A 22,830-nucleotide genomic window follows, 5' to 3' on the forward strand; every position below is an offset into this window, starting at 1 on the left:
AAGTGTTTGAAAATGACGCGATAGACCAGCTTTTTTGTTTGAAAAAATAATCAAAAATAACACTTTAATGTTACTTTTGAACAAACGCTCTAAAAAAAGTTGACAATTATGTTCATTTAGAACAATATAATAATTAAGAAATGTTTGAAATAAACAAAGGTGATGATGAAGATGCCTAAAGAGCGTCGAAATGAAATTCTTAAACAATTGAATGCTAAAGGAAAAATAGATATTGAAGATCTTGTACGTGAACTAAATGTTTCCGCGATGACGGTTCGGCGGGATCTTGCTTATCTAGAAGAAAACAACAAGATTATTCGGACACACGGTGGTGCGATCTTAAATAAACCGCTCGTTGTTGAATCATCATTTGCCTCCAAGGAAGGGAAGTTCAATGCGCAAAAGAAATGGATCGCTCAAAAAGCGGTTGAATTGATACAAGAGCATTCAACCATTCTTTTGGATTCAGGGACCACAACTTTGGAAATCGCAAAATTGCTTAAAGAAAAAAAGACAATCACAGTGATCACCAATGATATAAAAATTGCAGCGGAGCTGATCGATTCGAATGTAAAGGTGATTGTGACAGGCGGCGAATTGCAGAATAAAGTTGGAACCCTATTCGGCCCCGTGACTGAACAAATACTGAAACACATCCATGTTGATCTCTTTTTCCTAGGTGCTCATGCGATTGACGTTAAAGCAGGAGTGACCGCACCTACTTTTGAAAAGGCTTCCATAAAAAAGCTTATGATCGAAGCCTCTGAAAAAACATGGCTAGTCGCTGATTCAAGCAAGTTTGATCAAAAATCTCTTACAAAAGCATGTGATTTACAACAGATCTCAGGTGTCATTACGGATTACAGTCTTACACATGATTTAAAAGAGAAATTGAGTGAATATCTCGATGTTGTAACCGTTGAAGGTGGTGAGTAATCATGAAAGTCGGTGTCATTGCGGATGATTTAACCGGTGCGAACGCGACGGGAGTTAAACTTGTGAAACAAGGTTTTGAGGCGGCGACGATGGTTTATTATGATCAGCCTCTTGGATCAGGAAGCTATAACGCCGTTTGTATTGATACAGATAGTCGATATGCCAGAAAAGATGTGGCAGAAATGCGGATCAAAAAGTCAATCGAGAACCTAAAAATTTGGGGAGCAGATGTGATCTGTAAACGCATCGACAGTACGGTAAGAGGAAACATCGGAATTGAAGTAGACAAGGTTCTAAACGAACTTGGGGAAAAATCAATTGCCATCGTTGTAGCATCGTTTCCTGATTCAAGCCGTATCACATCCGGCGGTTATCTTCTTGTGAACGGTGTACCTGTTCAAGCGACTGATGTAGCAAATGATCCGGTAACACCGCTGACTGAATCGTATGTTCCTTCTATTATAAAAAAACAAAGTGAACATCCTGTAGCTCATCTTGGTCTTGAAACGGTCCTTCAAGGCAAAGATGTCATCCTACAAGATCTGAAGAAACAGATTCAAGAAGGGAACAGAATTATCGTTATGGATGCGGTGACCGACGAAGAGATTGAAGATATCGCACATGCCATGGCTTTAATAGAGGATTATCAGCTCGTACCGGTCGACCCGGGACCGCTAACTGCCTACTATTCAAACGCTTTTACAAGTCAGCACACACAAAGCAAAAAGGTTATCGTAACCGTTGGGAGTGTGACGTCGTTAAGCGCAGAGCAACTGGATTACTTGATCAATAAAACGGATGCGATACCTATTTATGTAGATGCACATAAACTAGCAAGCCTTTCAGAAAGCTGGGAAACCGAAGTGGATCGGGTGGTACAAGAAGCTTTAGCACAAATTCAATTGCAAGATATTCTTGTGATCACGACCAATTCGCCTGCAGCTGAACGATTAGATCTTAAACGTTTATCTGCAGAACAAGGTGTGAGTCAAGACCAACTGGCAAAACGAATCGCGGATGGATTAGGAAAGGTTACGCGCGTCGTTATTCAATCTACTTCATATGAAATCGGCGGATGCTTCTCAAGTGGAGGAGATGTTACCGCTTCCCTATGTTCAGTGGGAAGAGCGGAAGGAATCAAACTAAAAGACGAGATCCTTCCACTCGTTGCTTATGGAGAGTTCATGGGAGGGTATTTTGATGGCCTCCCAATAGCCACAAAGGGTGGTATGGTTGGCGATAAAAAAGCGATCCATACGATCATTAAGCATCTATTAACCAATCAAAAATCAACCAAACAAGTTTTTTAAAACGAAAAGATAGATAAATTTCGAGGAGGAACTAAACATGACGACAACAACAAACGAAAGAGCAATCATTGCTATTCCAATGGGTGATCCTGCAGGTATCGGACCTGAAATCACCATGAAGTCTCTTACGAAAAAAGAGATCTATGATGTAAGTAAACCACTGGTCATCGGGGATGCAGATGTTTTAGAAAAATCCATTGCAATTGTTGGAGCAGATCTAACGATAAATGAAGTAAGTTCACCTCAAGAAGGAAAGTATGAGTTAGGAACCGTTGATGTTATCAACTTAAACAATATTGATATGGATCAGCTTCAATACGGTCAGGTGTCGGCACAAGGCGGCCAGGGAGCTTTTGAATATATCAAAAAATCAGTTGAACTTGCTATGGCAGGAGAAGTAAAAGCACTTGCTACAACTCCAATCAATAAAGAATCACTAAAGGCCGCTAATGTTCCTTATATCGGACATACAGAAATGCTAGAAGCGTTAGCTGGTTCAAACGACCCGTTAACGATGTTTGAAGTAAGAGGGATGAGAATTTTCTTCTTAACCCGTCATTTGTCATTAAAAGATGCGATTGACGCGATGACGAAAGAACGCGTACATGATTATTTGATCCGCTGTGACAGAGCACTGGCTCGACTTGGTGTTGAGAACCGAAGATGGGCGGTTGCTGGCTTGAATCCTCATGGCGGGGAAGGCGGATTGTTCGGCTGGGAAGAAGTAGAACAGATTCGACCAGGTATCGAACTGGCTGCTGCAGACGGAATCAACGTAGTAGGTCCCGTTCCGGCTGACTCTGTATTCTTCCAAGCACTAAACGGAAAATATGATGCTGTTCTATCTCTCTATCATGATCAAGGTCATATCGCAGCGAAGATGACAGATTTCCATGGAACGATTTCAATCACAAACGGTTTACCTTTCCTACGAACATCTGTAGATCATGGAACGGCGTTTGATATCGCAGGTAAGAACATTGCAGAAAGTACGAGTATGGAGCAATGCATCAAGCTTGCCGCTCAATACGCACCAAAGTTTACAGCGAACAGCTTATAAAAATGCATAAGGTGAAGGGTGCAGTTTTGCCCTTCACTATTTATTAAGTGAAATAAAAGCGCTTACAAAATAGGGGGCACTAACATGGAAGTTTCAGGAGCACAAATGGTAGCTGGTTTAGTTCTTGGTGTTATTGCATTAATCTTTTTTGTATTAAAAACGAAAGTACATGCGTTTCTAGCTTTGATTATTGCAGCTTCCATCGCAGGAATCGTAGGCGGCATGGAGCCAGGGAAAGTGGCGGATACCATCTCTGCCGGATTCGGAAGCACGTTAGCATCCATTGGTATCGTCATTGGTCTAGGTGTCATGATCGGACGAATTCTTGAGGTTTCAGGAGCTGCGGAAACATTAGCTTACTCATTAATCAAATTTGTCGGCAGGAAAAAAGAAGAATGGGCCATGGCGATAGCGGGTTATCTTGTGTCCATTCCTATTTTTGTAGATTCAGCGTTTGTTATTTTAAATCCACTTGTAAAAGCACTTTCTAAAAAGACAGGAAAATCCGTGATTTCGTTAGGTGTTGCATTAGCAGTAGGTCTTGTCATCACACACTCTTTAGTACCACCTACACCCGGCCCTCTTGGAGTAGCAGGTATCTTCGGGGTGGATATTGGCTTAATGATTGGTCTCGGGCTTGTTTTTGCTGTACCGACTATGATTGCGGGTGTCCTTTATGCAAAATGGCTAGGCAAAAGAATCTACCAAGTTCCAGATGATACTGAACTTGGTTTTACGAGACCAGATAAACAAGCGGCATATCAAGAATTTGTCGAATTAGCGAGTACAAGAGAGACTGAACTTCCTTCACTAGGTCGCTCGCTTATGCCGATTGTTGTGCCTATTCTATTAATCTTTCTAAATACGACATTAACCGCTCTCGAACTAACTTCAGGCTTTTATGGTATTCTCATTTACTTAGGAAAACCGATTATTGCAGTCAGCATTGGTTTACTTGCAGCCATCTATTTATTAGCTGGCAATTTAAGCCGTAGTGATTCTATTAATCGAATGGAAGAGGGGATCCAAACAGCAGGTATCATCCTTCTCGTAACAGGTGCAGGTGGTGCACTTGGGAATGTACTTCGTGAAAGTGGAGCAGGTGATTATATCGCTAAAAGTATCGCTGATTTAACGTTACCAGCCATTCTAATCCCATTCTTTGTAGCGACGATCGTACGACTTGTTCAAGGAAGCGGAACCGTAGCGATGATCACAGCAGCATCCATTTCAGCACCGATCCTTTCACAGCTTGACGTAAACATGGCATTAGCCGCACAAGCTGCCGCAATGGGTTCAATGGTCTTCTCTTATTTTAACGATAGTCTATTCTGGGTTGTTAACAGAATGCTAGGCATAAAAGATGTAAAAGAACAAATCATGGTATGGTCTGTACCGACCACCATCTGTTGGTTCGTCGGGCTGGTTTCACTTCTTGTTGCGAATGCGATTTTTTAAAAGATTGTTAGTGTTATTGCCATAACGATAGGGGCTGACTCCTCAAAAGCTTTTGAGAGTTCAAGCCTCTTTTTATATCAAACAAGAGAAAAAGGACGTTTTGATGAATCAAAACTAGATTTAAGTTACGAACTCCAAGCGAAATGACCGCGTATCAAGGTGTTTTTAAGTGGTAAGTAAGCTACGAAACAGCAAGTTTGAGCGAAAACCCACCCATTTTGAGCGAAGATCAGGAATCTTGAGCGTAGCTCAGCGATTCTGAGCGGTACTCGAGGTTTTTGAGCGAAAAGTGGGTCATCTTGCGCGAACGTGTAACAGAATAAAAAAACACGTACCGTAAAATCTCCATTCATCCAAAAAAAGAAGGCTGACTTTTGTCAGCCCTCCTAATCAATTGATTCAAGACTCCGCAGACTCTTCCTCCGCCTTTTCATTCTTAATAAAAAACGAAGTAATCAGTCCGAGTAAGGATAAAACAGCAACCACAATGAACGCCATGTTTGCCCCGTACATATCCGGATAAGAAACTTCAGGGTTATTTTCGGCGTTATTTGCAACGGTTGTCATGACCGTTACTAAGATCGCCGTCCCAACTGAGGCGGCAATCATTTTCATCGTATTATCCATCGCTGCGCCATGTGGGATCAATCGTTTCGGTAAACGGTTTAAACCAGCGGTCGCCACAGGCATCATCACCATCCCAAGTCCGAGCATCCGGATGCTGTACATAACCGTGATGAACGTAAAGGATGTAGATGGACTGAGTGTCGCGAATGCAAAAGATGAGCCCGTGATAATGGTCAAGCCAGTAAATGCAAGCCACCTCGCACCGAATTTATCAAAGAGGCGTCCCGTGATCGGGGATAAAAGCCCCGTGATCAGTGCGCCTGGGAGCAGTGCCAAACCTGCTTCAAACGCTGTAAAATCCCTCATGTTCTGCATAAAGAGCGGAATAATCGTCTCGGCTCCGATCAGTCCCATGAACGTGATCATCCCAATCGCGACGGTAAGCGGAAAGACGGAATTAGCAAAAACACGGAACTCGAGCATCGGATGCTTTAATCGAAGCTGTCTTATGATGAAAATGACAAGCGCCACCACTCCGATCGCGAGCCACAATAAGGTGCTTGAAGCTGTCCATCCTAGGTTTCCTGCACACGTAAATCCGTAAAGAAGTCCCCCGAAACCGAACGATGACAAGATGATGGATAAAACATCAACCCTCGTTTTAGCTGTCTCTGTCACATTTTTTAAAGCAAAATAAGCGATGACGATATCAATGATTGCGATCGGCAGAATAATGAAAAATAATAAACGCCACGAGTAATGCGACGTCACCCAGCCTGATAAAGCGGGGCCGATCGCTGGCGCAAAGGAGATCACTAGACCGACTAAGCCCATCGCAGATCCGCGTTTGTTCACGGGGAAAATCATAAGGAAGACGGTCTGCATCAACGGCAGCATGACGCCAGCTCCGCTTGATTGGATGACCCTTCCTAATAGAAGCATCTCAAAGTTTGGAGCCAACCCGGCAACTAATGTTCCAAAAGCGAATACGCTCATAGCAGAGAGAAATAGCTGTCTTGTCGTGAAGCGCTCTAATAAAAACGCACTGACCGGAATCATGATCCCGTTGACTAGCATAAACACCGTTGTCAGCCATTGTGCACTGTTCGCGGTGATTTTCATCTCTTCCATGATCGGCGGTATCGCGGTGATCATCAGCGTTTGGTTTAATATTGCAATAAATGTTCCGGCAAGAAGCAGTGTTACGATCGTAGACTGTTTATAATTTTGTGTAGCTTCCATTCACATCTCATCCCTGTCAAAAATTATGATGTGTACAGCTTACATGATTTAAATGGAAAATCACATAAAAGTGCCTGCTGAAATACACTAGTTAAAAACTTAGGTGATGACATGGATGAACAACAATTGCCTTCAATCGAAAACGCGCTGCTTTTATTGGATTTCATGGTGATTTTATTGGTGGATAAAGATCCCGTGACGGGAGTTGTGTTGTTAGGTTTGTTAAAAACGGTAACGGAAGATCGTTTGATAAGGGTAGCATTTATTTTATTGGTCATCTTGCTGAGCGTGGGAGGAGGAATATAATCAATTGTACCCGGGCATGAGGACGGAGAACGAATCGTCACTTCATCGTTTTTAAACAATTCATACTATTTAAACGATTTTATTGTTATTCTACAATAAGTTGAAAGAGGAGGGCTATTGTGAGGATACAAGCTGATCGATTACTTATTGTAGGGATAACGTTTTTGTGCAGTATGATAGTTTTCAGTTCTCAAACCGCAGAGGCAAAAGGAAAAGACAAGACAAGCTGTTATGATGCAAGTGTTCCATTAACTCCAGAGGAACAACGGCTTCTGGATGGGAAGCCGATTCCGCAGCAGATTTTAGAAGAAAGCGAGTTTACTCCATACGTCGATAGGTTTAAGAAAGATCTTTGTTCGGCAAAAAGTGAAAAACAAGCGGAGAAGTTAATCGAGAGACACGGAACGAAGCTATGGAATACAGCGGTCGACCGTGCTCAGGGGAAGCGGCCTGATCTAGGAGAGCTCGATACATATGATGATCGTCCGTTATACTGGGCGAGACTCAGCATGACCAGTGCACTAAGACAATGGGATCCTGATTTTAAAGTAGATGAAGAAAAACGCGAACAGCTAATGAAAAATCTTGAATACACATCACGTGGGATCACAACCGTTCATTTTCCGAAGGGTGAACGAGTGAAGCGTGTTCTCGTGAGCGGTTTTGATCCGTATCGATTGGAGCAGGAACCTCGGCGTTCGAACCCTTCAGGCGCAAGCGGATTACAGCTGGATGGTCGTTTAGTATGGACGGATGATGGACTAGCAGTGATCCAAGCAGCGAATTTTCCGGTGCGATGGGACGATTTTGAAGAGGGAATCGTTGAAGATACGTTCGGTCCGTTTTTAAAAGAAGGGCCAAAGCGCGTGGACTTGATCATGACGATCAGTCAGGGCGGACCACGTAAAATGGCGATCGAAGGATATGCCGGCCGTTGGCACACTGGAGCTGACAACAAGCTGGAAGAACGGGCCGAGGTAACTCCGGTCGTTTCTCATTGGCCGATGCCAGATCCACTTCCGGAATTCATCGAAACCACCCTTCCATATGAAGAGATGATTGCAGCAGGAACAGGGCCATGGCAGGTGCTGCGAAACGATGAAGTTTGTGAATGGCTGCCGCCGAACTTTGATGATCCTGCCGTTTGTCATGACGGCGGTCCGACTCCCGGTTCAAAAGCAAGAGCAGGCGGTGGAGGCAGCTACTTATCAAACGAAAGCATGTACCGTTCCAACCGCGTGCGACTCGGTCTAGGTGCTACCGATATCCCGGGTGGCCACCTGCACATCGCAGAGCAGGAGTTTTATCCGGAAGACAAATCCGTTTACATCACGGATGAGTTTAAGAATTTCCGTAAAAACACGGTTGATCAGACGGTTGAGCTAGTAAAAGCAGCTGCTCGAGGAATAGAATAATAGGATAAGAGAGGGCCTCTGATGGAGGCCCTCTTTTTAATTTCTGATCCTAGACTAGCAATCTATTTAGGTAAAAATCGACCGAGAAAATCTAAGATAAAGATCACATGTACTAAGGCGACGCTGATTAATGGTTTATTAAAGCCTTTGTTGAGAAAGATTGCAAGTATGTAAAAACTTAAGGACAACAGGATGGTGTTGTTCCTTTAACCGGTTCCTTGAGCGTAGCGGTAGAGTGAAATCGAGTAAAAAACGCTCCATAACAGTAAAAAACCCTCCATAACAGAAGTGAAAGGATGTAAAGTTTCTACATTTTGTGATCTCCTTTTGAAAATGTTTCCTCTCAAAATAGTAACATAGAAACCTGTCTTTCTATAAAAAAGTGACCTAAACGGACAGCTCTCTGCGTATTCTAGAATAGAAGTGTTACGGACTGGCTTACATGAGATGAGAGGTGCTGCATCATGAATATCGTCGAGATCCTAAATCATTTGAGCGACCGTTTTTTTAAGATGAGAGTGTACGATTTATCTGCTCAGATGGCTTATTATTTTCTAATGTCCGTTTTTCCATTTCTGTTGGTGATCTATTCGTTGATGACGTATCTGCCACTGAATGAGGGCAATATTTTGGAACTGATCCAGCCTTATGCTCCTGATGCGACATACGCGCTGATCGAGAAGACACTATCTTATACGGTGAGAAGGCAAGAGGGAAATCTCCTTTCGCTCAGCTTAGTGGTGACATTGTGGCTGTCTTCGATGGGCTTGCAGTGTATGAAACGCATATTGAATGATGCGTATGAGGTTCGAAATAATGAAAATGTGGTTAAACAACTATTCGAAAGTCTCATGTTGACAATCGGCTTTATGATCGCGGTGTTGTTTTCGGTGATTGTTCCGGTTTTTGAAAAAGTGCTGAGGGTTTATTTAGATGATATTTTTTCGATTGTGGAGCTCCAAAGGGTGTGGATCGTCGTGCAGTGGGGGATTGGGACTATCTTTTTGCTGGTCTTTTTCCTCGTGCTCTATTCATTCGCACCGAGCATCAAGCTTGGATTTAGAAAAGCCGTTCCAGGCGCGTTCTTTGCAACCATCTGCTGGCAGCTCGTCTCGATGGGATTCGCTTCCTATGTGAGCGGTAGTAATTATTCAGCGCTTTACGGGCAAGTGGCAAGTTTAGTCGTGCTGATGCTATGGTTTTACTTGTCAGCGATGATCATAATTGTGGGCGGGCTGCTGAATTCGGTGGTGTATCCGGAATGAAGCTCATGAAGGAAGCACACTAAAAGCAAAAAATGGATTTTAAGGTACGTGTTCTTTTAATCTGTTACACGTTCGCGCAAGATGCCCTGCTTTTCGCGCAAAACGAAAAAGTGCCACCTTTTCGGGGACACTTTTATACATTTTTTATAAGACGCCATACTTCTCATCACGCACATCGGTAATAAACATGTGCCCAGGTGCGTGGGTGATCATAATTTCTGGCTTCACATGCATCGCAACCGCTTGAGGAGTTACCCCGCATGCCCAAAACACCGGAACTTCGCCTTCATGGATCTGTACGGGATCGCCGAAATCGGGCTGATATAAATCAAAGATCCCGATGTTTTCGGGATTTCCGATATGAACGGGGGCACCGTGAACAGAAGGGAAGCGGCTTGTGACTTGAACGGCCCGAACGACGTCTTTTTCAGGAATCGGCCGCATGCTCACGACCATCGGACCTTTAAATCGACCGGCTTCAACGCATTCGATGTTCGTTTTAAACATCGGAACATTGCATCCACGCTCGATGTGACGAACCGGTATGTCGTTATTCATCAACGCATGTTCAAACGTGAAGCTGCAGCCGAGCAGAAAGCCGACCATTTCGTCATCCCAAAGGTCAGTGATGTCTTCCCGTTCCTCAACTAACTGACCTCGACGGTAAACGCGGTATTTCGGAATATCCACTCGTAAATCTGCATCAGGAGCGACAAGAGCTGGAACCGCTGAACCAGGTTCCGTCACATCCAGCACAGGACAAGGTTTCGGGTTTCGCTGACAGAACAATAGAAATTCAAAGGCTAAATCTTTTGGCAAAACGACCAAATTTCCTTGCGTATAACCATTAGCGAGTCCGCTCGTCGGTTTACGCCACTCTTTGTTTCTTATCATCTCACGTGCTTCGGCTGGACTATATTTGTTAATAACGCTCATCAAAACTCCCCTTTTTTATGAAATTAAGCAAACAGCTTTGGAAGTTCGTTGTATAGGGTATAAACACTCATCGCGGCCATCATAACGACGATCAGTACGCCGAAAGCTGTCATCCACTTCGGATGCTTATAGTCGCCGACAATCTTCGGACGGTATGCGGCAATGAGCATAACACCAAGTGAGATCGGTAAGATGAGTCCGTTCAACGCACCAACTAAGATCAGAATTTTAACGGGTTTTCCAACACTCACAAAAACAATCGTGGATATGACGATAAATCCGATGATGACCCACTTATGGTATTTTTCAATCATCGGGTTCAACGTACGAATGAATGAGACGGACGTGTATGCAGCACCTACTACAGAAGTAATCGCCGCGGCCCACATGACGACACCGAACATTTTATATCCAATATTTCCAGCAGCTAACTGGAACACGGAAGCTGGCGGGTTCTTTGGATCAAGGGTTAAACCTTGCGCTATGATACCGAATGCCGCTAGGAATAAAAAGATACGCATGATTGACGCGATCCCAATCGCTGTAACAGATCCTCTCGTAACCTCGCCTAAACTTTCTTTTCCTTTGATTCCTGCATCAAGCAAACGGTGGGCACCCGCAAATGTGATGTATCCGCCGACTGTTCCACCAACTAAGGTTACGATCGCAAGGATATCAATCGTGTCAGGAACGAATGTTTTAACAACTGCTTCTCCAACAGGTGGCTGAGCGGTAAACATAACATAAATAGTTAACGCGATCATGACAAAACCGGCCACTTGTGTGAAGCGGTCCATCGCTTTTCCGGCTTCCCTTACAACAAAAACCAAGATCGCGATCACACCGCTTAACAACGCACCCATTTCAGGTGAGACACCAAACAGCACGTTTACCCCAAGACCAGCTCCAGCGATGTTACCGATATTAAAGGCAAGACCGCCAATGATGATTAAAATCGCCAAGAATATACCTAGTCCTGGCAGGACTTCGTTTGCGATATCTTGTGCTCTTTTTTCAGAAACGGCGATAATCCGCCATACGTTCATCTGCGCACCAATATCAATAATGATGGATGTTAAAATAACAAACCCAAAACTGGCGGCGAGGATGGACGTAAAATGCGTCGTTTGTGTTAAAAATCCAGGTCCAATAGCTGACGTCGCCATCAAAAACGCAGCGCCAAGCAGTATACTAGCTTTTGATTCTTTCTTCATCCTTTTCCTCCTAAATTACTTCAATTCTTGTTTGATTTTTAGTGAGATTCCTTGTTTCAATTGATGGAGTTGTTTTTCACGGTCTAAATAGAGCTGTTGAGCGACTTCGTGTGAAACTTCGGTAAACTGTACTTTGTCGCCAGGCTTCAACTGCGCCATGATCGGAAGGTCGACCGTTGCGATCTGCCCGATTTTCGGATAACCGCCAGTCGTTTGTCGGTCTGCTAGTAGCACAATCGGATTCCCTTCAGACGGCACTTGAATCGTCCCGAAATTCACCGCTTCTGAAAGCATTTCTTGTTCTTTTTCGAGTTGAAGTTCAGGTCCTTTCAAGCGGTAACCCATCCGGTCGGATTGTGATGTTACCTCAAATGATTCGGTAAAAAGCTTCATCTGGCTTTCGTGCGTGAACCAGTCGTACTGTCTGCCTTTCATCACGCGTACTTTCGGTTTTGAAGCAGCTGTTGACGTAAATTCGGATGCGATCGTCCATTGCATCTCCGCAAATTTTTGGCCATCTAATTCAGCCGCAAGTCCTTTTGTAATCTGATCCGCGAATTCACTTGGCTTTCCGAGTTGAAGCTCATCATCGGTTTGAAGCGGCTTTCCGTTAAACCCGCCGATTCCAGCTCGTATGTATGTTGATTTGCTGTTCATCACTTCAGGCAGATCAAAACCGCCCGCGACTGCTAAATAGGCACGGCAGCCTGTTTTACATCCTCCGAATTTCAGCTTGCTCCCGGCTTTCACTAAAACAGATCGCCACAACTTTACGGGCTTTCCATCAACAGAAGGAGAGAGGTTTCCACCGCAGATCGAAATTAATGTGTCTTCTGTAAAGGTCATGTCAGGTCCGAGTAGTGTAAGCTCTAGTGTTGCTTCATTTTCATCATTGCCAACTAAAAGATTTGCTATCCGGTGAGCGGTTGAGTCCATGACACCACTCGCGATCACACCGTACTTTTGAAAGCCGTACCGGCCAAAATCTTGAACACTAGTAAGGAGGCCAGGTTTTGTAATCTTAATCATTCTCTTTCTCCTCCCAACTTTGAAACTCTTCTACTGAAATGGGTACGAATTTTATCTGGTCTCCGGCTTGTAGTAGACTTGGGGTTTCGCCTTCCGGAAGAAAAAGCTTGCGTGGTGTTTTCCCGATCAGCTGCCATCCGCCAGGTGTTTCGATCGGATAGACTCCGGTTTGTTTGCCTGCAATCCCTACAGACCCTGCTGGAATCTTAAGCCTCGGATTCTTTCGTCTTGGCGCAGCGATCCGCTCATCCATCCCGCCGATATAAGGGAAGCCAGGGGCGAAACCAATCATATAAACGATGTACTCACCGTTTGAATGAATGTCGATCACTTCTTCAGGCGTTAAATCGTTTCGTTCGGCTACTTCTTCTAGATCCGGTCCGAATTCTCCGCCATAGCAGACAGGAATCTCAACAATTCGCGGTTCTGCTCCTTCTTCTACGGCTAGTTTTTCTAGATGTGCGCTCAATTCTTCGCACACTTCATCATAAGGAAGCGTTTTTGCTTCGATTTTACAAGGGTCATAAAAAACGGCTACCGTTGTAAACCCAGGAACGTACTCGACCATCCAGTCAAAGGACTGTTGCTCTAAAAAAGAGGAGACTTTCTTTACTTTTTGCTGAATGTCCCGGCTGATGTCTTCACCGAGCTCGATGATTACACTGTTGTCACCTAAAGGTTGCAAGTTAAATTCCATCATCTTCTCCCCTGTCTATATATGTAAATAAATCAGAATATTTGGATATTTATAAAGGTTTAGTATAAAGGAAAACGCTTTAATGTCAAACCTCCATACCCATTGTTTCCCGATAGTAATTATTTCTAGTCTCGAATTTTCGATACAGGTGGCTTATCATTGAACAAACGTTTAAAATGGGGAATAGTAAACCCAGATAGGGAGTGTTGTAAAAGTGTATAAAGAACCAATTTTTCTAAAACCTGTATTCAAAGACCGAATCTGGGGCGGAACAAAGCTCCGAGAAGAGTTCGGCTATGATATTCCGTCTGAAACAACAGGAGAGTGCTGGGGAATTTCGGCTCACTCCAACGGACCAAGTGAAGTCGTGAACGGACCATTAAAAGGAAAAACACTTGATCAAGTGTGGGACGAGCATCGCGAACTTTTCGCAGATCAAGAGGGAGAAGACTTTCCTTTATTGGTGAAAATTTTAGACGCGAAGACAGATTTATCTGTTCAAGTGCATCCGGATGACGAATATGCGCGCGAAGAAGAAGGAGAGGCATTCGGTAAAACAGAATGCTGGTACGTGATCGATTGCGAGCCAGGCGCAGAATTGGTGTACGGTCATCATGCTAGTTCAAAGCTGCAGTTTGAAGAGATGGTTGCAGAGGGCCGCTGGAACGATCTGTTACGTAAAGTGGCTATAAAACCAGGCGATTTCGTCTATGTACCAAACGGGACGATCCATGCGATCGGCGCGGGGACAATGATTCTTGAGACGCAGCAAAGCTCTGACATCACATACCGCGTGTATGACTATGACCGCACAGATGATGCTGGAAACACACGCGAACTTCATATCGAAAAATCAATCGAAGTTGCGATGATTCCGCATCAAGATGCCGACTTCGAACCCGTTTTATCAGCGAACGAAGGGTTGAAGATCGAGAAACTGATCAAAGAGAACTACTTTACGGTATACCACTGGAATCTTGAAGGTTCAGTAAGCACTGTAGAAAATCCTTCATATCTTTTAGTAAGCGTGCTAGAAGGAGAAGGAGAGTTGAAGATTGAAGGTCAATCTTCTTCCACATTTAAAAAAGGCGATCACTTTATCGTGCCGTCTACTGTGAAAAACTTCGGAATGAACGGCAATGCGAAGTTTATCGTGTCTCATCCAACGATTTAATAGGAAAACAACCGGGATTCTTGTGTGATTCCGGTTGTTTTTTTGTGTTTGGGGTTTGGTTTGAGCGAAACTCCGGGATTTTGAGCGAAACGGAAGGGGTTTTGAGCGAAGAATCGAAATTCTGAGCGAAGATCGCCGATTCTGAGCGTAGCGAGCGTTTCTTGAGCGAACGTGTAACAGATTATAAAAACACGTACCGTAAAAATAGCTACTCTAACTCATTCAGATGATATACCTTATACTTTCCAAGTTTCGTTGCTGAAATATGGAGGTCATTCAAAAGATGTTTAGCCAAGTGGCGGGAAGAGATCTGAAGGAAGTCGCAGCACTCATGAATGGATAGTGTTGGGCTAATTAACAGGGCATATTCTTTCAACGTTTCGATGTGTGCACGATTGCAATAATGTCCGCAACTCAAACAGAACCACTTTCTTCTCACACGGATCATGGGAATTTTACTACATGCGGGACAAGCCACGCCTTTAATCAGATTATTCGGCGTAATCATGAATTTGGAAAAAAGATCTTGATCGGTTTGATTATGATGTTTAAGCAGAAGCCTTGTTAACTTCTTGATGTCTTTTTTATGAATCACTTCATTGGAATACTGATTTTGGTAGGTGTGGAATCTAGCAAGCAGGTTCGTGCTATGGGTGACAAACTTGGAGATATTCCTCTCATTCGGCAAGGACATAATTTTGGAATGGGGGTTACTGATGATCACGATGGATTCAATCGGAACCGGTGCGAATTTATGGAGGCTCAACCATTCTTTGAACAAATGAGTTTGCCGATAAAGTTGGGAAATGGGGTCAGGGAAGACTTCCTCGATATCTTTATACGTGCGGATAAGTTGATGGAATTCTTGATCAAAGAGAAGAGTGCCAGAAATATGCTTTACTTCGATAATCAGAAAAAATGATGAAGTTAATATGAGGACATCGATTTGAAAATGGCTGGAGCCAAAGGGGAGACGGACATCGTGGAAAATGAAAGTTTCGTCCTTTGGTAGTAGATCTAAATGAAAATCGAGGGATTTTTCACCTTTATAACCGGCAACGCTCCTCATCAGTTCTCCTTCAATTTCGGATGCTACAGGGTGCTCGGGTGAAAAACGCTTATGTAAAAGCCTCAATTTTTTTATTTTACTAGATTCCGCTGCTTCTTTAATGATCATAACATCACTCCTTCTACTAAAAGTTCGTTTAGAGGGCGTCTGAGTCCTTCACTAGAGGTGAGTTTCATAGCATTTAAGGAAATCTTGAGCGAAACTCGGTGGTTTTGAGCGAAACGAAGGGCCGTTTGAGCGAAAAGTGAGGCATTCTGAGCGAAGGTCGCCGATTCTGAGCGTAGTGAGCGTTTCTTGAGCGAACGTGTAACAGATTATAAAAACACGTACCGTAAAACCGGCCAATCCTCAATAAGTCCACGTACCGTAAACTTCGCATCATAATGAAAGCCCCTTGTAACCAAGGGGCCTCATCTTATTATTTATTCACTTTCGAAGTAGATTCACGCTTTAGTAGTTTTGCTGGCAAAAGCAGTTCTGTAATCGGGTCATCTGTGTGCTCCATCCGCCAAACGAGCTGTTCGATCGCTTTTCTGCCATACAGCTCGAGATCAATATCCATCGTTGTGATCTTCGGGTTCGCTAACCTTGAGAGCTGCCCGTTATCAAAGCTGCACACGGAAACATCGTCGGGCACACGCAACCCTTTTTGCTGGAGGGCAGACTGAACGAAAAATCCGAGCCCGTCGTTTACACAGAACCAAGCAGTCGGCTGTGCCTCAACCATATCCACCAAATCACGAACATTGTTCTCATTTTCCTCGACAGATGAAAAGATCATGTCCTGATCCACTTCCAGCTCGTGTTCCTGAAACGCAAGTAAATATCCTTCAAGCCGTTCCTGATAACTCGGGGAATAGCGGGTATCCCCAACAAATGCGATCTTCTCATGACCCAGATCGATCAGATGCTTCACAGCCGTATAGGCGGCGAAACGGTTATTCGTCAGGATGGCATCAGCCTGAATGAGCGGGTGATGATGGTCGATCGTTACTGTTGGAATGCCGGTTTCGATGACTTTGTTGATATATTCCGTGCTGATGTGAGACAAGATAAGTACACCATCGACTTGTTTGTTCTCTATAAAAGAAGGGAGGGTCAGGTTCTCCTTCGCCTCATTACTAACAGACTGGATCAGGATATTCAATCCCTTATTCGTCGCCTCTTTTTCCACACTTAAGTAGATCTTGCCAAAAAAGCTCTGCATCGAAAAAGCGAAGTCTGAAGCGATCAGTCCGATGTTGCCCGTACCTTTGACCTCTGATTTAGCTGGAGTCCTCTTGTATTGATAACCTAATTGCTTTGCTGTTTCTTCAATTTTTTTACGCGTACTAGGGCTCACACCTGGTTTTCCAGAGAGGGCCTGTGACACGGAGTTTTTTGAGATATTTAGATGATCCGCAATGTCTTGCATGGATACTTTTTTCGCCATAAGTTAAACAAACCTTCCGAAAAGTGATTTTTGTCACGTTACAAATTTAAATATAAACGAAAAGGTAGATTAAGTAAATAAAAACAAAAAAAGAAATTCAAAATACCTCTCCACTCTTGATCCAACAAAGGAATTTATTCTCATAAAATATTCTGATAAATCAATTGACAACATTACATTTACATGTAATAATCACATTACATAAAGTTACAAAACAATTACTAAAATGACATACCAGTACTTTGTAATGAAGTTCCACGCTTTTTTTAATACCTGAAATGATAGCGCTACCATTTCAGGCCCGTAATTTGAGTATGTAATTACCACGCATCACTAAAAACAAGGGGGATATTCTGATGAGAATGAAAAAGGTAGCATCACTTTTCTTAACCGCAACAATCGCAGCGTCTGCATTAGCCGGCTGTTCAACCGGAAACGGCGGAGGGAAATCGGCTGACGGAAAAACAACAATCGAATTCTGGGCAGCGCCAAATCCGACGCAGCAAGTGTATTGGAAAGAGATGGCGGAAAAATTCGAAAAGGAAAACCCGAAGATTGACGTTAAAGTGAGTCCCATGAAAGAAAGCCCAACTTCAGAAGCGAGCATCCAATCTGCGATCGCAGGAAAGAGTGCTCCAACCATGTCTGAGAACATTAATCGTGGGTTCGCCGCTCAGCTTGCTGAGAGTAAAGCGCTTGTCCCGCTAAACGAGGTAGACGGCTGGGATGAGCTAATAAAAAACCGCAGCATGACGGACACGATTAAAACTTGGAAATTCTCGGATGATAATCAGTATGTTATGCCGATCTACTCGAACCCCATGCTCTTTGGATGGAGAATCGACATCTTAAAAGAAGCAGGCGTGGATAAGATGCCTGCCACGTATAGTGAAGTGCTCGATGCAGCGAAAAAGCTAAAAGCAAAATATCCTGATAAGTACGTTTGGGCAAAACCTGAACTTGCAGACCCGACGGCACACTTAAGATGGTTTGACTTCTTCATGCTTTATGACGCAGCATCCGGCGGCAACCATTTTATCGAAGGTGATAAGTTTGTAGCCGATGATGAAGCTGGTATAAACGCGTTAACACTTATGAGTGACCTCAAAAAAGAAGATGCTATTTTAACGAAGCAAGCGACAGATATTTTTGAAAGCGGTCTTGGAATCTTTACGGATCTCGGACCTTGGACGTTCAGCTATTGGGAAGAAAAGTTCCCTGAAATGAAGTACAACGAAACGTTTGGACTCTCGCTTCCTCCTGTTCCAGATGGTGCTGATACAGAAAACGTGAACACTTTTTCTGATACAAAAGGAATCGTCATTTATGCGTCAGCAACTAAAGAAGAGCGAAAAGCTGCGATGGAGTTTATGAATTTCGTTTATTCGAATCCAGAAAACGACCTGAAGTGGCTGGAAACAACGAAACTTCCGCCAGCACGTGATGACCTTTCATCAAACGAATCGTTCAAAGCGTTCTTTGAAAAAAATCCTGAGCTGAAGCCTTATGCAGATGCAATTCCGAATGCTATTCCTTCTATTGATAACGCAAAATACAATGAGCTTCAAACACATATTGGCCGTTACGCTGTAAACCCTATCGTGAAGGGAGAAGTTGATCCTGAAAAAGGCTGGAAAGAAATGAAGAAGGCCATAAAGGAGGAACTTAAAAAATGATGAAGAGAAACGGGACGGGCTGGCTATTCGCCAGTCCTTACCTTTTATATGCGGTGATTTTCTTCGCCATACCGCTGATCTGGTCAATGTATCTATCGTTTACGGACTGGAACTTAATTTCGCCAGTCTACTACTTTAAAGGATTTGATAATTTCATAGAAGCGGTTAAACATCCAGGTGTACAGGCCGCCTTTTTCGTAACGTTCAAGTTTATGGCCGCGTTCGTCCCGATGGTTATCGCATCCTCTCTTTTGGTAGCGCTCGTCATCCACGGACTGCCGAAGTTTAAAGGACTGTTTCTAATCGGATTCTTCCTTCCTTATTTGGCATCAGGGGTTGTTTCATCCCTTATCGTAAAAGGATTGCTGTCACATAACAGTGCGTTCAACGTCTTTTTAAGAAAGTTTGGGATCGAGGTCGACTGGTTGAGCACACCGTTATCCGCACTCTTGGTAGTTGCGGCCATTATCGCTTGGAAGTTCACCGGCTACTATGCACTTATTTTGACGGCTGGCTTTGAAAGCATCAGTAAAGATGTGTATGAAGCCGCTGCAATCGATGGAGTAACACCATCACAGCGTTTTTGGAAAATCACGTTACCTTTGCTTTATCCAGCATTGTTTACCGTGTTGATCTTATCGATCGGTGTTTCGTTCGGAATTTTCACCGAGGTTTACCAGCTGACAGGCGGTGGACCAAACTATGCTACAAACACATGGCAGATGGAGATTTTTAAACAAGCGTTTACAAACTTAAGCGCAGGTTACGCGTCAGCTGTTGCGATTATCGCTTCTGTTGTAACGTTCGCATCCATCTTAGTCATCAGAAAATTACTAGAGATGTGGGGGAAACGTAATGGTTGGGTCTAAAAAAGGATTAACATTTCGATATTTAATCGCTTTTGCACTGCTGATCGTTATGGTCTTTCCATATCTCTATATGGTGCTGAACTCGTTTGCCGACTGGACGCAAGTTGATAATAAGTTAGTGCCGACGGAGTTCACGATGAGATCGTACGAGTGGCTGTTCTCAGGCGGAGAGGCTGGAATTGCGAGACCGTGGCTGAAGGCTTTCTTCAACAGCGTGATCGTTTCAACCGCATCGACCGCACTCATGATGGTAACAGGCGCAATGGTCGCTTTCGCACTGGCGAAAATGAACTTTAAAGGACGGGACTTCATCAATAACGCCGTCTTGTTCCAAATGTTCTTCCCAGCGATCATCTTGTTGATCCCAACGTTTTTAATCATCCAAAACGCTGGACTTTATGACACTTATACGGCAATGATCCTGCCGAAAGCCATGAGTCTATGGGCTGTCTTCATGTACACGAACTTTTTCAGGGCGATCCCGGATACCTTTATTGAAGCTGCTAAGCTAGACGGGGCTTCAAACTTTCAAATTTTATATAAAATCGTGTTGCCGATGTCAAAATCGATCACAACCGTTGTTTTTCTCTTTCTATTCATGGAAAGATGGACAGAATTATTGTGGGATATGATCGTGGTCAGAAGTGACGGCTTGCTGACACTGAACGTACTTTTATCTCAAATGTTTGGACCATATGGCGGATACCCAGGTCCGATGTACGCAGCGTCCGTTCTACTAACCGTTCCGATTATCATCTTGTTCTTGTTCTTTTCAAAACAGTTCAAAGAAGGTATGCAGTTTACGCTTAAATAGCTTTAAGGAGATACTTTATGACAAAAACATGTAGAGAATTAGTGGAGATTTATTTAGAAAAAGACCACCCGGAAAATCCTGAAAAACTAACGTTTACAGGTGTGGGAGAACGGGATGTTTACAACATCACCGCACCGTTTGAAGACGAAGGAGAGTTGGTAATCGCAGGGCGAGTTGAAGCTCGTGACACCGAGCATTCAGAGGTTTACTTTTTCGTGAACCGTGATGGGGTTTGGACCCCAAGAGAAGGGGCACCTGTACTTGAACTTCAGGATCCGTTCGTAACAAGAATCGCTGGAGAGCTCGTGCTCGGTGGAGTGGAGATTTTCCCGCATCCGACGGAAGAAGGAGCACTTGGCTGGCGTACTGGCTTCTATAAAGGCTCTTCTGTAAAAACGTTACAGCCGTTCTTCAAAGGTCCAGACGGGATGAAAGATTTACGATTGGCAGAATTAAAAGACGAAAGTGTTGCAGTTCTCACCCGTCCTCAAGGAGAAAAAGGAGGTCGCGGAAAAATTGGATTCGCACACCTTCCTTCATTAAAAGAATTAACGATAGACGTGGTTGAAGAAGCGCCCCTTTTAGATGGTCAGTTTGCAGAAGGCGAATGGGGCGGTGCGAACGAGCTTCATCTTCTCCGTAACGGACTGCTCGGCGTCCTTGGCCACATCGCAAGTTTTGATGAAGAAGGAAACCGTCATTATTATCCGATGGTGTTTGCGCTAGAGCCAGAAACAGGTAAGCATTCAGAAATTCAGCTTATCGCGATCCGCGATGACTTTTTAGCCGGAGCTTCTAAACGTCCAGATCTAGTGGACGTGGTGTTCAGCGGCGGACTTGTTCGGAAGATGGATGGAACTGCTGATTTTTACGCAGGGATCAGTGACGCTGAAGCCCATAAGATTACAATCAATGATCCGTTCAATCAATTTGAAAAATAAGGGGACATGTTAGCATGAATGTGTATCGATATGAAGAAAACCCACTCGTTACGCCTCGTGACGTGAAGCCGCACCGTGACGATTTTGAAGTGATCGGAGCGTTTAACGCCGGAATCGCAACATATAACGACGAAGTCATCATGCTACTCCGTGTGGCAGAGCGCCCGATTAGTGATGATCCCAATGTGGTAAAAGCGCCTGTTTACAATGTGAAGACGAAAGAACTAGAGATTCTTTCGTTTAACTTAGACGATGAACGTTATGATTTCTCTGATCCGCGTGTGATCTGTGAGAAGAAAAACGGCAAACGCTTTTCTTATTTAACGTCGCTTTCCTATATTCGTTTAGCGCGCAGTACGGACGGCCGAAACTTCACGATCGAGGATGAGCCTTTCATCTATCCATCCAATGAACTCGAGACGTTTGGAATCGAAGACCCGCGCGTAACTCAGATCGGGGATACGTATTATATCTACTACAGTGCCGTTTCTCCGGCAGGTGTAGGGGAGTCGCTCGTTTCTACGAAAGATTTTGTTGAGGTGGAGCATAACGGTATGATCTTCTGCCCGGAGAACAAAGACGTGTTAATTTTTCCGGAAAAAATTAACGGACTTTATTATGCGTTGCACCGCCCGGTTCCAAAAAGCACGGGCGCACCGGAGATCTGGGTAGCTGAGTCTACGAACCTCCTTCATTGGGGCAATCACAAGCATTTGATCGGACTACGTGATGGCATGTGGGATAACGGCAGGATCGGTGGCGGCGCGGTACCGATCAAAACGGAAAAGGGCTGGCTGGAACTCTATCATGGCGCATCAAAGGAAGACCGTTATTGCATGGGGGCCGTTTTGCTAGATTTAGAGAATCCGGCAAAAGTGATCGCCCGATCTGAAACACCGATTCTAGAGCCTGAAGCCGATTATGAAGTGGACGGATTCTTTGGCAATGTCGTGTTTTCATGCGGCGTTCTTGTAGAAGGCGATGTTGTGAAGATGTATTATGGCGTAGCAGATACATCAATGGCATGCGCAGAGCTCAGTTTACAGGAGATTTTGGACTCGCTGACGTATGTATAAGGGATAAGGGAGCCAAAACCATACGTTTTGGCTTCTTTTTAATAGGAAAATGATGAGTAACGAGATGTTCTGAGCCAGGGGCATTTTGAGCGAAGATCGGAAAAGTTGAGCGTAGGTGAGCGTTTTTGAGCGAAAACGGCCTATTCTGAGCGTAGCTCGAACTTTTTGAGCGAACGTGTAACAAAATAAAAAAACACGTACCGTAAAACAAGAAGGCTGGACTTCTGTCAATAAAGTGGAGATAAATTTTGTGAGAAATATTCAATTGAGTCCCATTCTTAAGGGATTTTCATATGAACCTCAATGAGCCTCTTCACAGAGGCTTTTTATTATGGGCGCTTTAT

The 22,830-nt window shown here is 43.9% G+C and carries 20 protein-coding genes; 13 read left to right on the top strand and 7 right to left on the bottom strand.

From position 1 onward, the window contains the following. Positions 1–171: 171 nt before the first annotated feature. The 4 genes from M3206_RS13505 to M3206_RS13520 all read left to right on the top strand — a co-directional run bounded on the left by M3206_RS13505 (position 172) and on the right by M3206_RS13520 (position 4,764). Positions 172–936 carry a DeoR/GlpR family DNA-binding transcription regulator gene (locus tag M3206_RS13505; protein ID WP_251313060.1) on the top strand — a complete coding sequence of 255 codons (765 nt, stop codon included), beginning with the start codon at positions 172–174 and terminating at the stop codon, positions 934–936. A gap of 2 nt (positions 937–938) precedes the next feature. Continuing rightward, positions 939–2,246, top strand: coding sequence for a four-carbon acid sugar kinase family protein (locus M3206_RS13510; RefSeq protein WP_251313061.1), 1,308 nt, complete (start codon positions 939–941; stop codon positions 2,244–2,246). 37 nt (positions 2,247–2,283) lie between these two features. Continuing rightward, on the top strand, positions 2,284–3,306 hold the full coding sequence (pdxA, locus tag M3206_RS13515) for a 4-hydroxythreonine-4-phosphate dehydrogenase PdxA (protein WP_251313062.1): 1,023 nt from the start codon (positions 2,284–2,286) through the stop codon (positions 3,304–3,306). Positions 3,307–3,390: 84 nt separating this feature from the next. Continuing rightward, entirely contained in the window at positions 3,391–4,764 is a 1,374-nt protein-coding gene (locus M3206_RS13520; RefSeq protein ID WP_251313063.1) for a GntP family permease, read from the top strand. A 399-nt stretch (positions 4,765–5,163) separates the two neighbouring features. On the opposite strand, the gene M3206_RS13525 is transcribed toward M3206_RS13520, so the two are convergent. After that, complete coding sequence (locus M3206_RS13525) at positions 5,164–6,573, bottom strand: DHA2 family efflux MFS transporter permease subunit (RefSeq protein ID WP_251313064.1); 1,410 nt, start codon at positions 6,571–6,573, stop codon at positions 5,164–5,166. Positions 6,574–6,684: 111 nt separating this feature from the next. Here M3206_RS13525 and M3206_RS13530 point away from each other — a divergent pair, with 111 nt between their 5' ends. The 3 genes from M3206_RS13530 (at position 6,685) to M3206_RS13540 (ending at position 9,559) form a co-directional block, all read left to right on the top strand. Continuing rightward, a complete protein-coding gene (locus M3206_RS13530) occupies positions 6,685–6,879 on the top strand; it encodes a hypothetical protein (protein ID WP_251313065.1) in 195 nt (64 codons plus the stop codon). A 119-nt stretch (positions 6,880–6,998) separates the two neighbouring features. After that, the gene (locus M3206_RS13535) at positions 6,999–8,294 is read left to right on the top strand and encodes a hypothetical protein (RefSeq protein WP_251313066.1); all 1,296 of its coding nucleotides are present in this window, start codon (positions 6,999–7,001) and stop codon (positions 8,292–8,294) included. A gap of 464 nt (positions 8,295–8,758) precedes the next feature. Further along, a complete protein-coding gene (locus M3206_RS13540) occupies positions 8,759–9,559 on the top strand; it encodes a YihY/virulence factor BrkB family protein (protein WP_251313067.1) in 801 nt (266 codons plus the stop codon). 144 nt (positions 9,560–9,703) lie between these two features. On the opposite strand, the gene M3206_RS13545 is transcribed toward M3206_RS13540, so the two are convergent. From M3206_RS13545 to pxpB, 4 genes are read right to left on the bottom strand one after another with little or no spacing between them, the layout of a single operon-like run. Then, positions 9,704–10,495: a putative hydro-lyase gene (locus M3206_RS13545; protein WP_251313068.1), complete on the bottom strand. Its 792-nt coding sequence runs from the start codon at positions 10,493–10,495 to the stop codon at positions 9,704–9,706. 23 nt (positions 10,496–10,518) lie between these two features. Further along, complete coding sequence (locus M3206_RS13550; RefSeq protein WP_251313069.1) at positions 10,519–11,709, bottom strand: NRAMP family divalent metal transporter; 1,191 nt, start codon at positions 11,707–11,709, stop codon at positions 10,519–10,521. A gap of 15 nt (positions 11,710–11,724) precedes the next feature. Next, entirely contained in the window at positions 11,725–12,738 is a 1,014-nt protein-coding gene (locus M3206_RS13555) for a biotin-dependent carboxyltransferase family protein (protein WP_285876972.1), read from the bottom strand. Further along, the gene (gene pxpB / locus M3206_RS13560; protein WP_251313070.1) at positions 12,731–13,435 is read right to left on the bottom strand and encodes a 5-oxoprolinase subunit PxpB; all 705 of its coding nucleotides are present in this window, start codon (positions 13,433–13,435) and stop codon (positions 12,731–12,733) included. Before pxpB ends, M3206_RS13555 begins: the two co-directional genes overlap by 8 nt. Positions 13,436–13,649: 214 nt before the next feature. Between pxpB and manA the strand changes: the two genes are divergently transcribed. After that, positions 13,650–14,609: a mannose-6-phosphate isomerase, class I gene (gene manA, locus M3206_RS13565; RefSeq protein ID WP_251313071.1), complete on the top strand. Its 960-nt coding sequence runs from the start codon at positions 13,650–13,652 to the stop codon at positions 14,607–14,609. A gap of 208 nt (positions 14,610–14,817) precedes the next feature. On the opposite strand, the gene M3206_RS13570 is transcribed toward manA, so the two are convergent. Together M3206_RS13570 and M3206_RS13575 are read right to left on the bottom strand one after the other, a co-directional pair. Then, positions 14,818–15,786, bottom strand: coding sequence for a nuclease-related domain-containing protein (locus M3206_RS13570; RefSeq protein WP_251313072.1), 969 nt, complete (start codon positions 15,784–15,786; stop codon positions 14,818–14,820). Between the two features lie 310 nt (positions 15,787–16,096). Further along, positions 16,097–17,110 carry a substrate-binding domain-containing protein gene (locus M3206_RS13575; RefSeq protein WP_251313073.1) on the bottom strand — a complete coding sequence of 338 codons (1,014 nt, stop codon included), beginning with the start codon at positions 17,108–17,110 and terminating at the stop codon, positions 16,097–16,099. Between the two features lie 356 nt (positions 17,111–17,466). Here M3206_RS13575 and M3206_RS13580 point away from each other — a divergent pair, with 356 nt between their 5' ends. From M3206_RS13580 to M3206_RS13600, 5 genes are read left to right on the top strand one after another with little or no spacing between them, the layout of a single operon-like run. Beyond that, a complete protein-coding gene (locus M3206_RS13580) occupies positions 17,467–18,786 on the top strand; it encodes an ABC transporter substrate-binding protein (protein WP_251313074.1) in 1,320 nt (439 codons plus the stop codon). Further along, on the top strand, positions 18,783–19,655 hold the full coding sequence (locus tag M3206_RS13585) for a carbohydrate ABC transporter permease (RefSeq protein ID WP_425590737.1): 873 nt from the start codon (positions 18,783–18,785) through the stop codon (positions 19,653–19,655). The genes M3206_RS13580 and M3206_RS13585 overlap by 4 nt, the downstream gene beginning before the upstream one ends. Further along, positions 19,642–20,469, top strand: coding sequence for a carbohydrate ABC transporter permease (locus M3206_RS13590; RefSeq protein ID WP_251313075.1), 828 nt, complete (start codon positions 19,642–19,644; stop codon positions 20,467–20,469). Before M3206_RS13585 ends, M3206_RS13590 begins: the two co-directional genes overlap by 14 nt. A gap of 17 nt (positions 20,470–20,486) precedes the next feature. Further along, on the top strand, positions 20,487–21,410 hold the full coding sequence (locus M3206_RS13595) for an MTP-1 family protein (RefSeq protein WP_251313076.1): 924 nt from the start codon (positions 20,487–20,489) through the stop codon (positions 21,408–21,410). Positions 21,411–21,424: 14 nt separating this feature from the next. Beyond that, the gene (locus tag M3206_RS13600) at positions 21,425–22,486 is read left to right on the top strand and encodes a BtaManbiosPhlase (RefSeq protein ID WP_251313077.1); all 1,062 of its coding nucleotides are present in this window, start codon (positions 21,425–21,427) and stop codon (positions 22,484–22,486) included. Positions 22,487–22,830: the final 344 nt, after the last annotated feature.

It is taken from the genome of Fictibacillus phosphorivorans (assembly GCF_023715845.1).
Lineage (GTDB): Bacteria > Bacillota > Bacilli > Bacillales > Fictibacillaceae > Fictibacillus > Fictibacillus phosphorivorans_D.

Bases quoted from the DNA above. Each gene is read 5' to 3' on its own strand.
- pxpB (WP_251313070.1), bottom strand. From the start codon at position 13,435: ATGGAATTTAACTTGCAACCTTTAGGTGACAACAGTGTAATCATCGAG.
- M3206_RS13580 (WP_251313074.1), top strand. From the start codon at position 17,467: ATGAGAATGAAAAAGGTAGCATCACTTTTCTTAACCGCAACAATCGCA.
- M3206_RS13595 (WP_251313076.1), top strand. From the start codon at position 20,487: ATGACAAAAACATGTAGAGAATTAGTGGAGATTTATTTAGAAAAAGAC.
- M3206_RS13570 (WP_251313072.1), bottom strand. From the start codon at position 15,786: ATGATCATTAAAGAAGCAGCGGAATCTAGTAAAATAAAAAAATTGAGG.
- M3206_RS13575 (WP_251313073.1), bottom strand. From the start codon at position 17,110: ATGGCGAAAAAAGTATCCATGCAAGACATTGCGGATCATCTAAATATC.
- M3206_RS13525 (WP_251313064.1), bottom strand. From the start codon at position 6,573: ATGGAAGCTACACAAAATTATAAACAGTCTACGATCGTAACACTGCTT.
- M3206_RS13520 (WP_251313063.1), top strand. From the start codon at position 3,391: ATGGAAGTTTCAGGAGCACAAATGGTAGCTGGTTTAGTTCTTGGTGTT.
- M3206_RS13555 (WP_285876972.1), bottom strand. From the start codon at position 12,738: ATGATTAAGATTACAAAACCTGGCCTCCTTACTAGTGTTCAAGATTTT.
- M3206_RS13510 (WP_251313061.1), top strand. From the start codon at position 939: ATGAAAGTCGGTGTCATTGCGGATGATTTAACCGGTGCGAACGCGACG.
- M3206_RS13585 (WP_425590737.1), top strand. From the start codon at position 18,783: ATGATGAAGAGAAACGGGACGGGCTGGCTATTCGCCAGTCCTTACCTT.
- M3206_RS13505 (WP_251313060.1), top strand. From the start codon at position 172: ATGCCTAAAGAGCGTCGAAATGAAATTCTTAAACAATTGAATGCTAAA.
- M3206_RS13600 (WP_251313077.1), top strand. From the start codon at position 21,425: ATGAATGTGTATCGATATGAAGAAAACCCACTCGTTACGCCTCGTGAC.
- M3206_RS13545 (WP_251313068.1), bottom strand. From the start codon at position 10,495: ATGAGCGTTATTAACAAATATAGTCCAGCCGAAGCACGTGAGATGATA.
- M3206_RS13530 (WP_251313065.1), top strand. From the start codon at position 6,685: ATGGATGAACAACAATTGCCTTCAATCGAAAACGCGCTGCTTTTATTG.
- M3206_RS13590 (WP_251313075.1), top strand. From the start codon at position 19,642: ATGGTTGGGTCTAAAAAAGGATTAACATTTCGATATTTAATCGCTTTT.
- M3206_RS13540 (WP_251313067.1), top strand. From the start codon at position 8,759: ATGAATATCGTCGAGATCCTAAATCATTTGAGCGACCGTTTTTTTAAG.
- M3206_RS13550 (WP_251313069.1), bottom strand. From the start codon at position 11,709: ATGAAGAAAGAATCAAAAGCTAGTATACTGCTTGGCGCTGCGTTTTTG.
- pdxA (WP_251313062.1), top strand. From the start codon at position 2,284: ATGACGACAACAACAAACGAAAGAGCAATCATTGCTATTCCAATGGGT.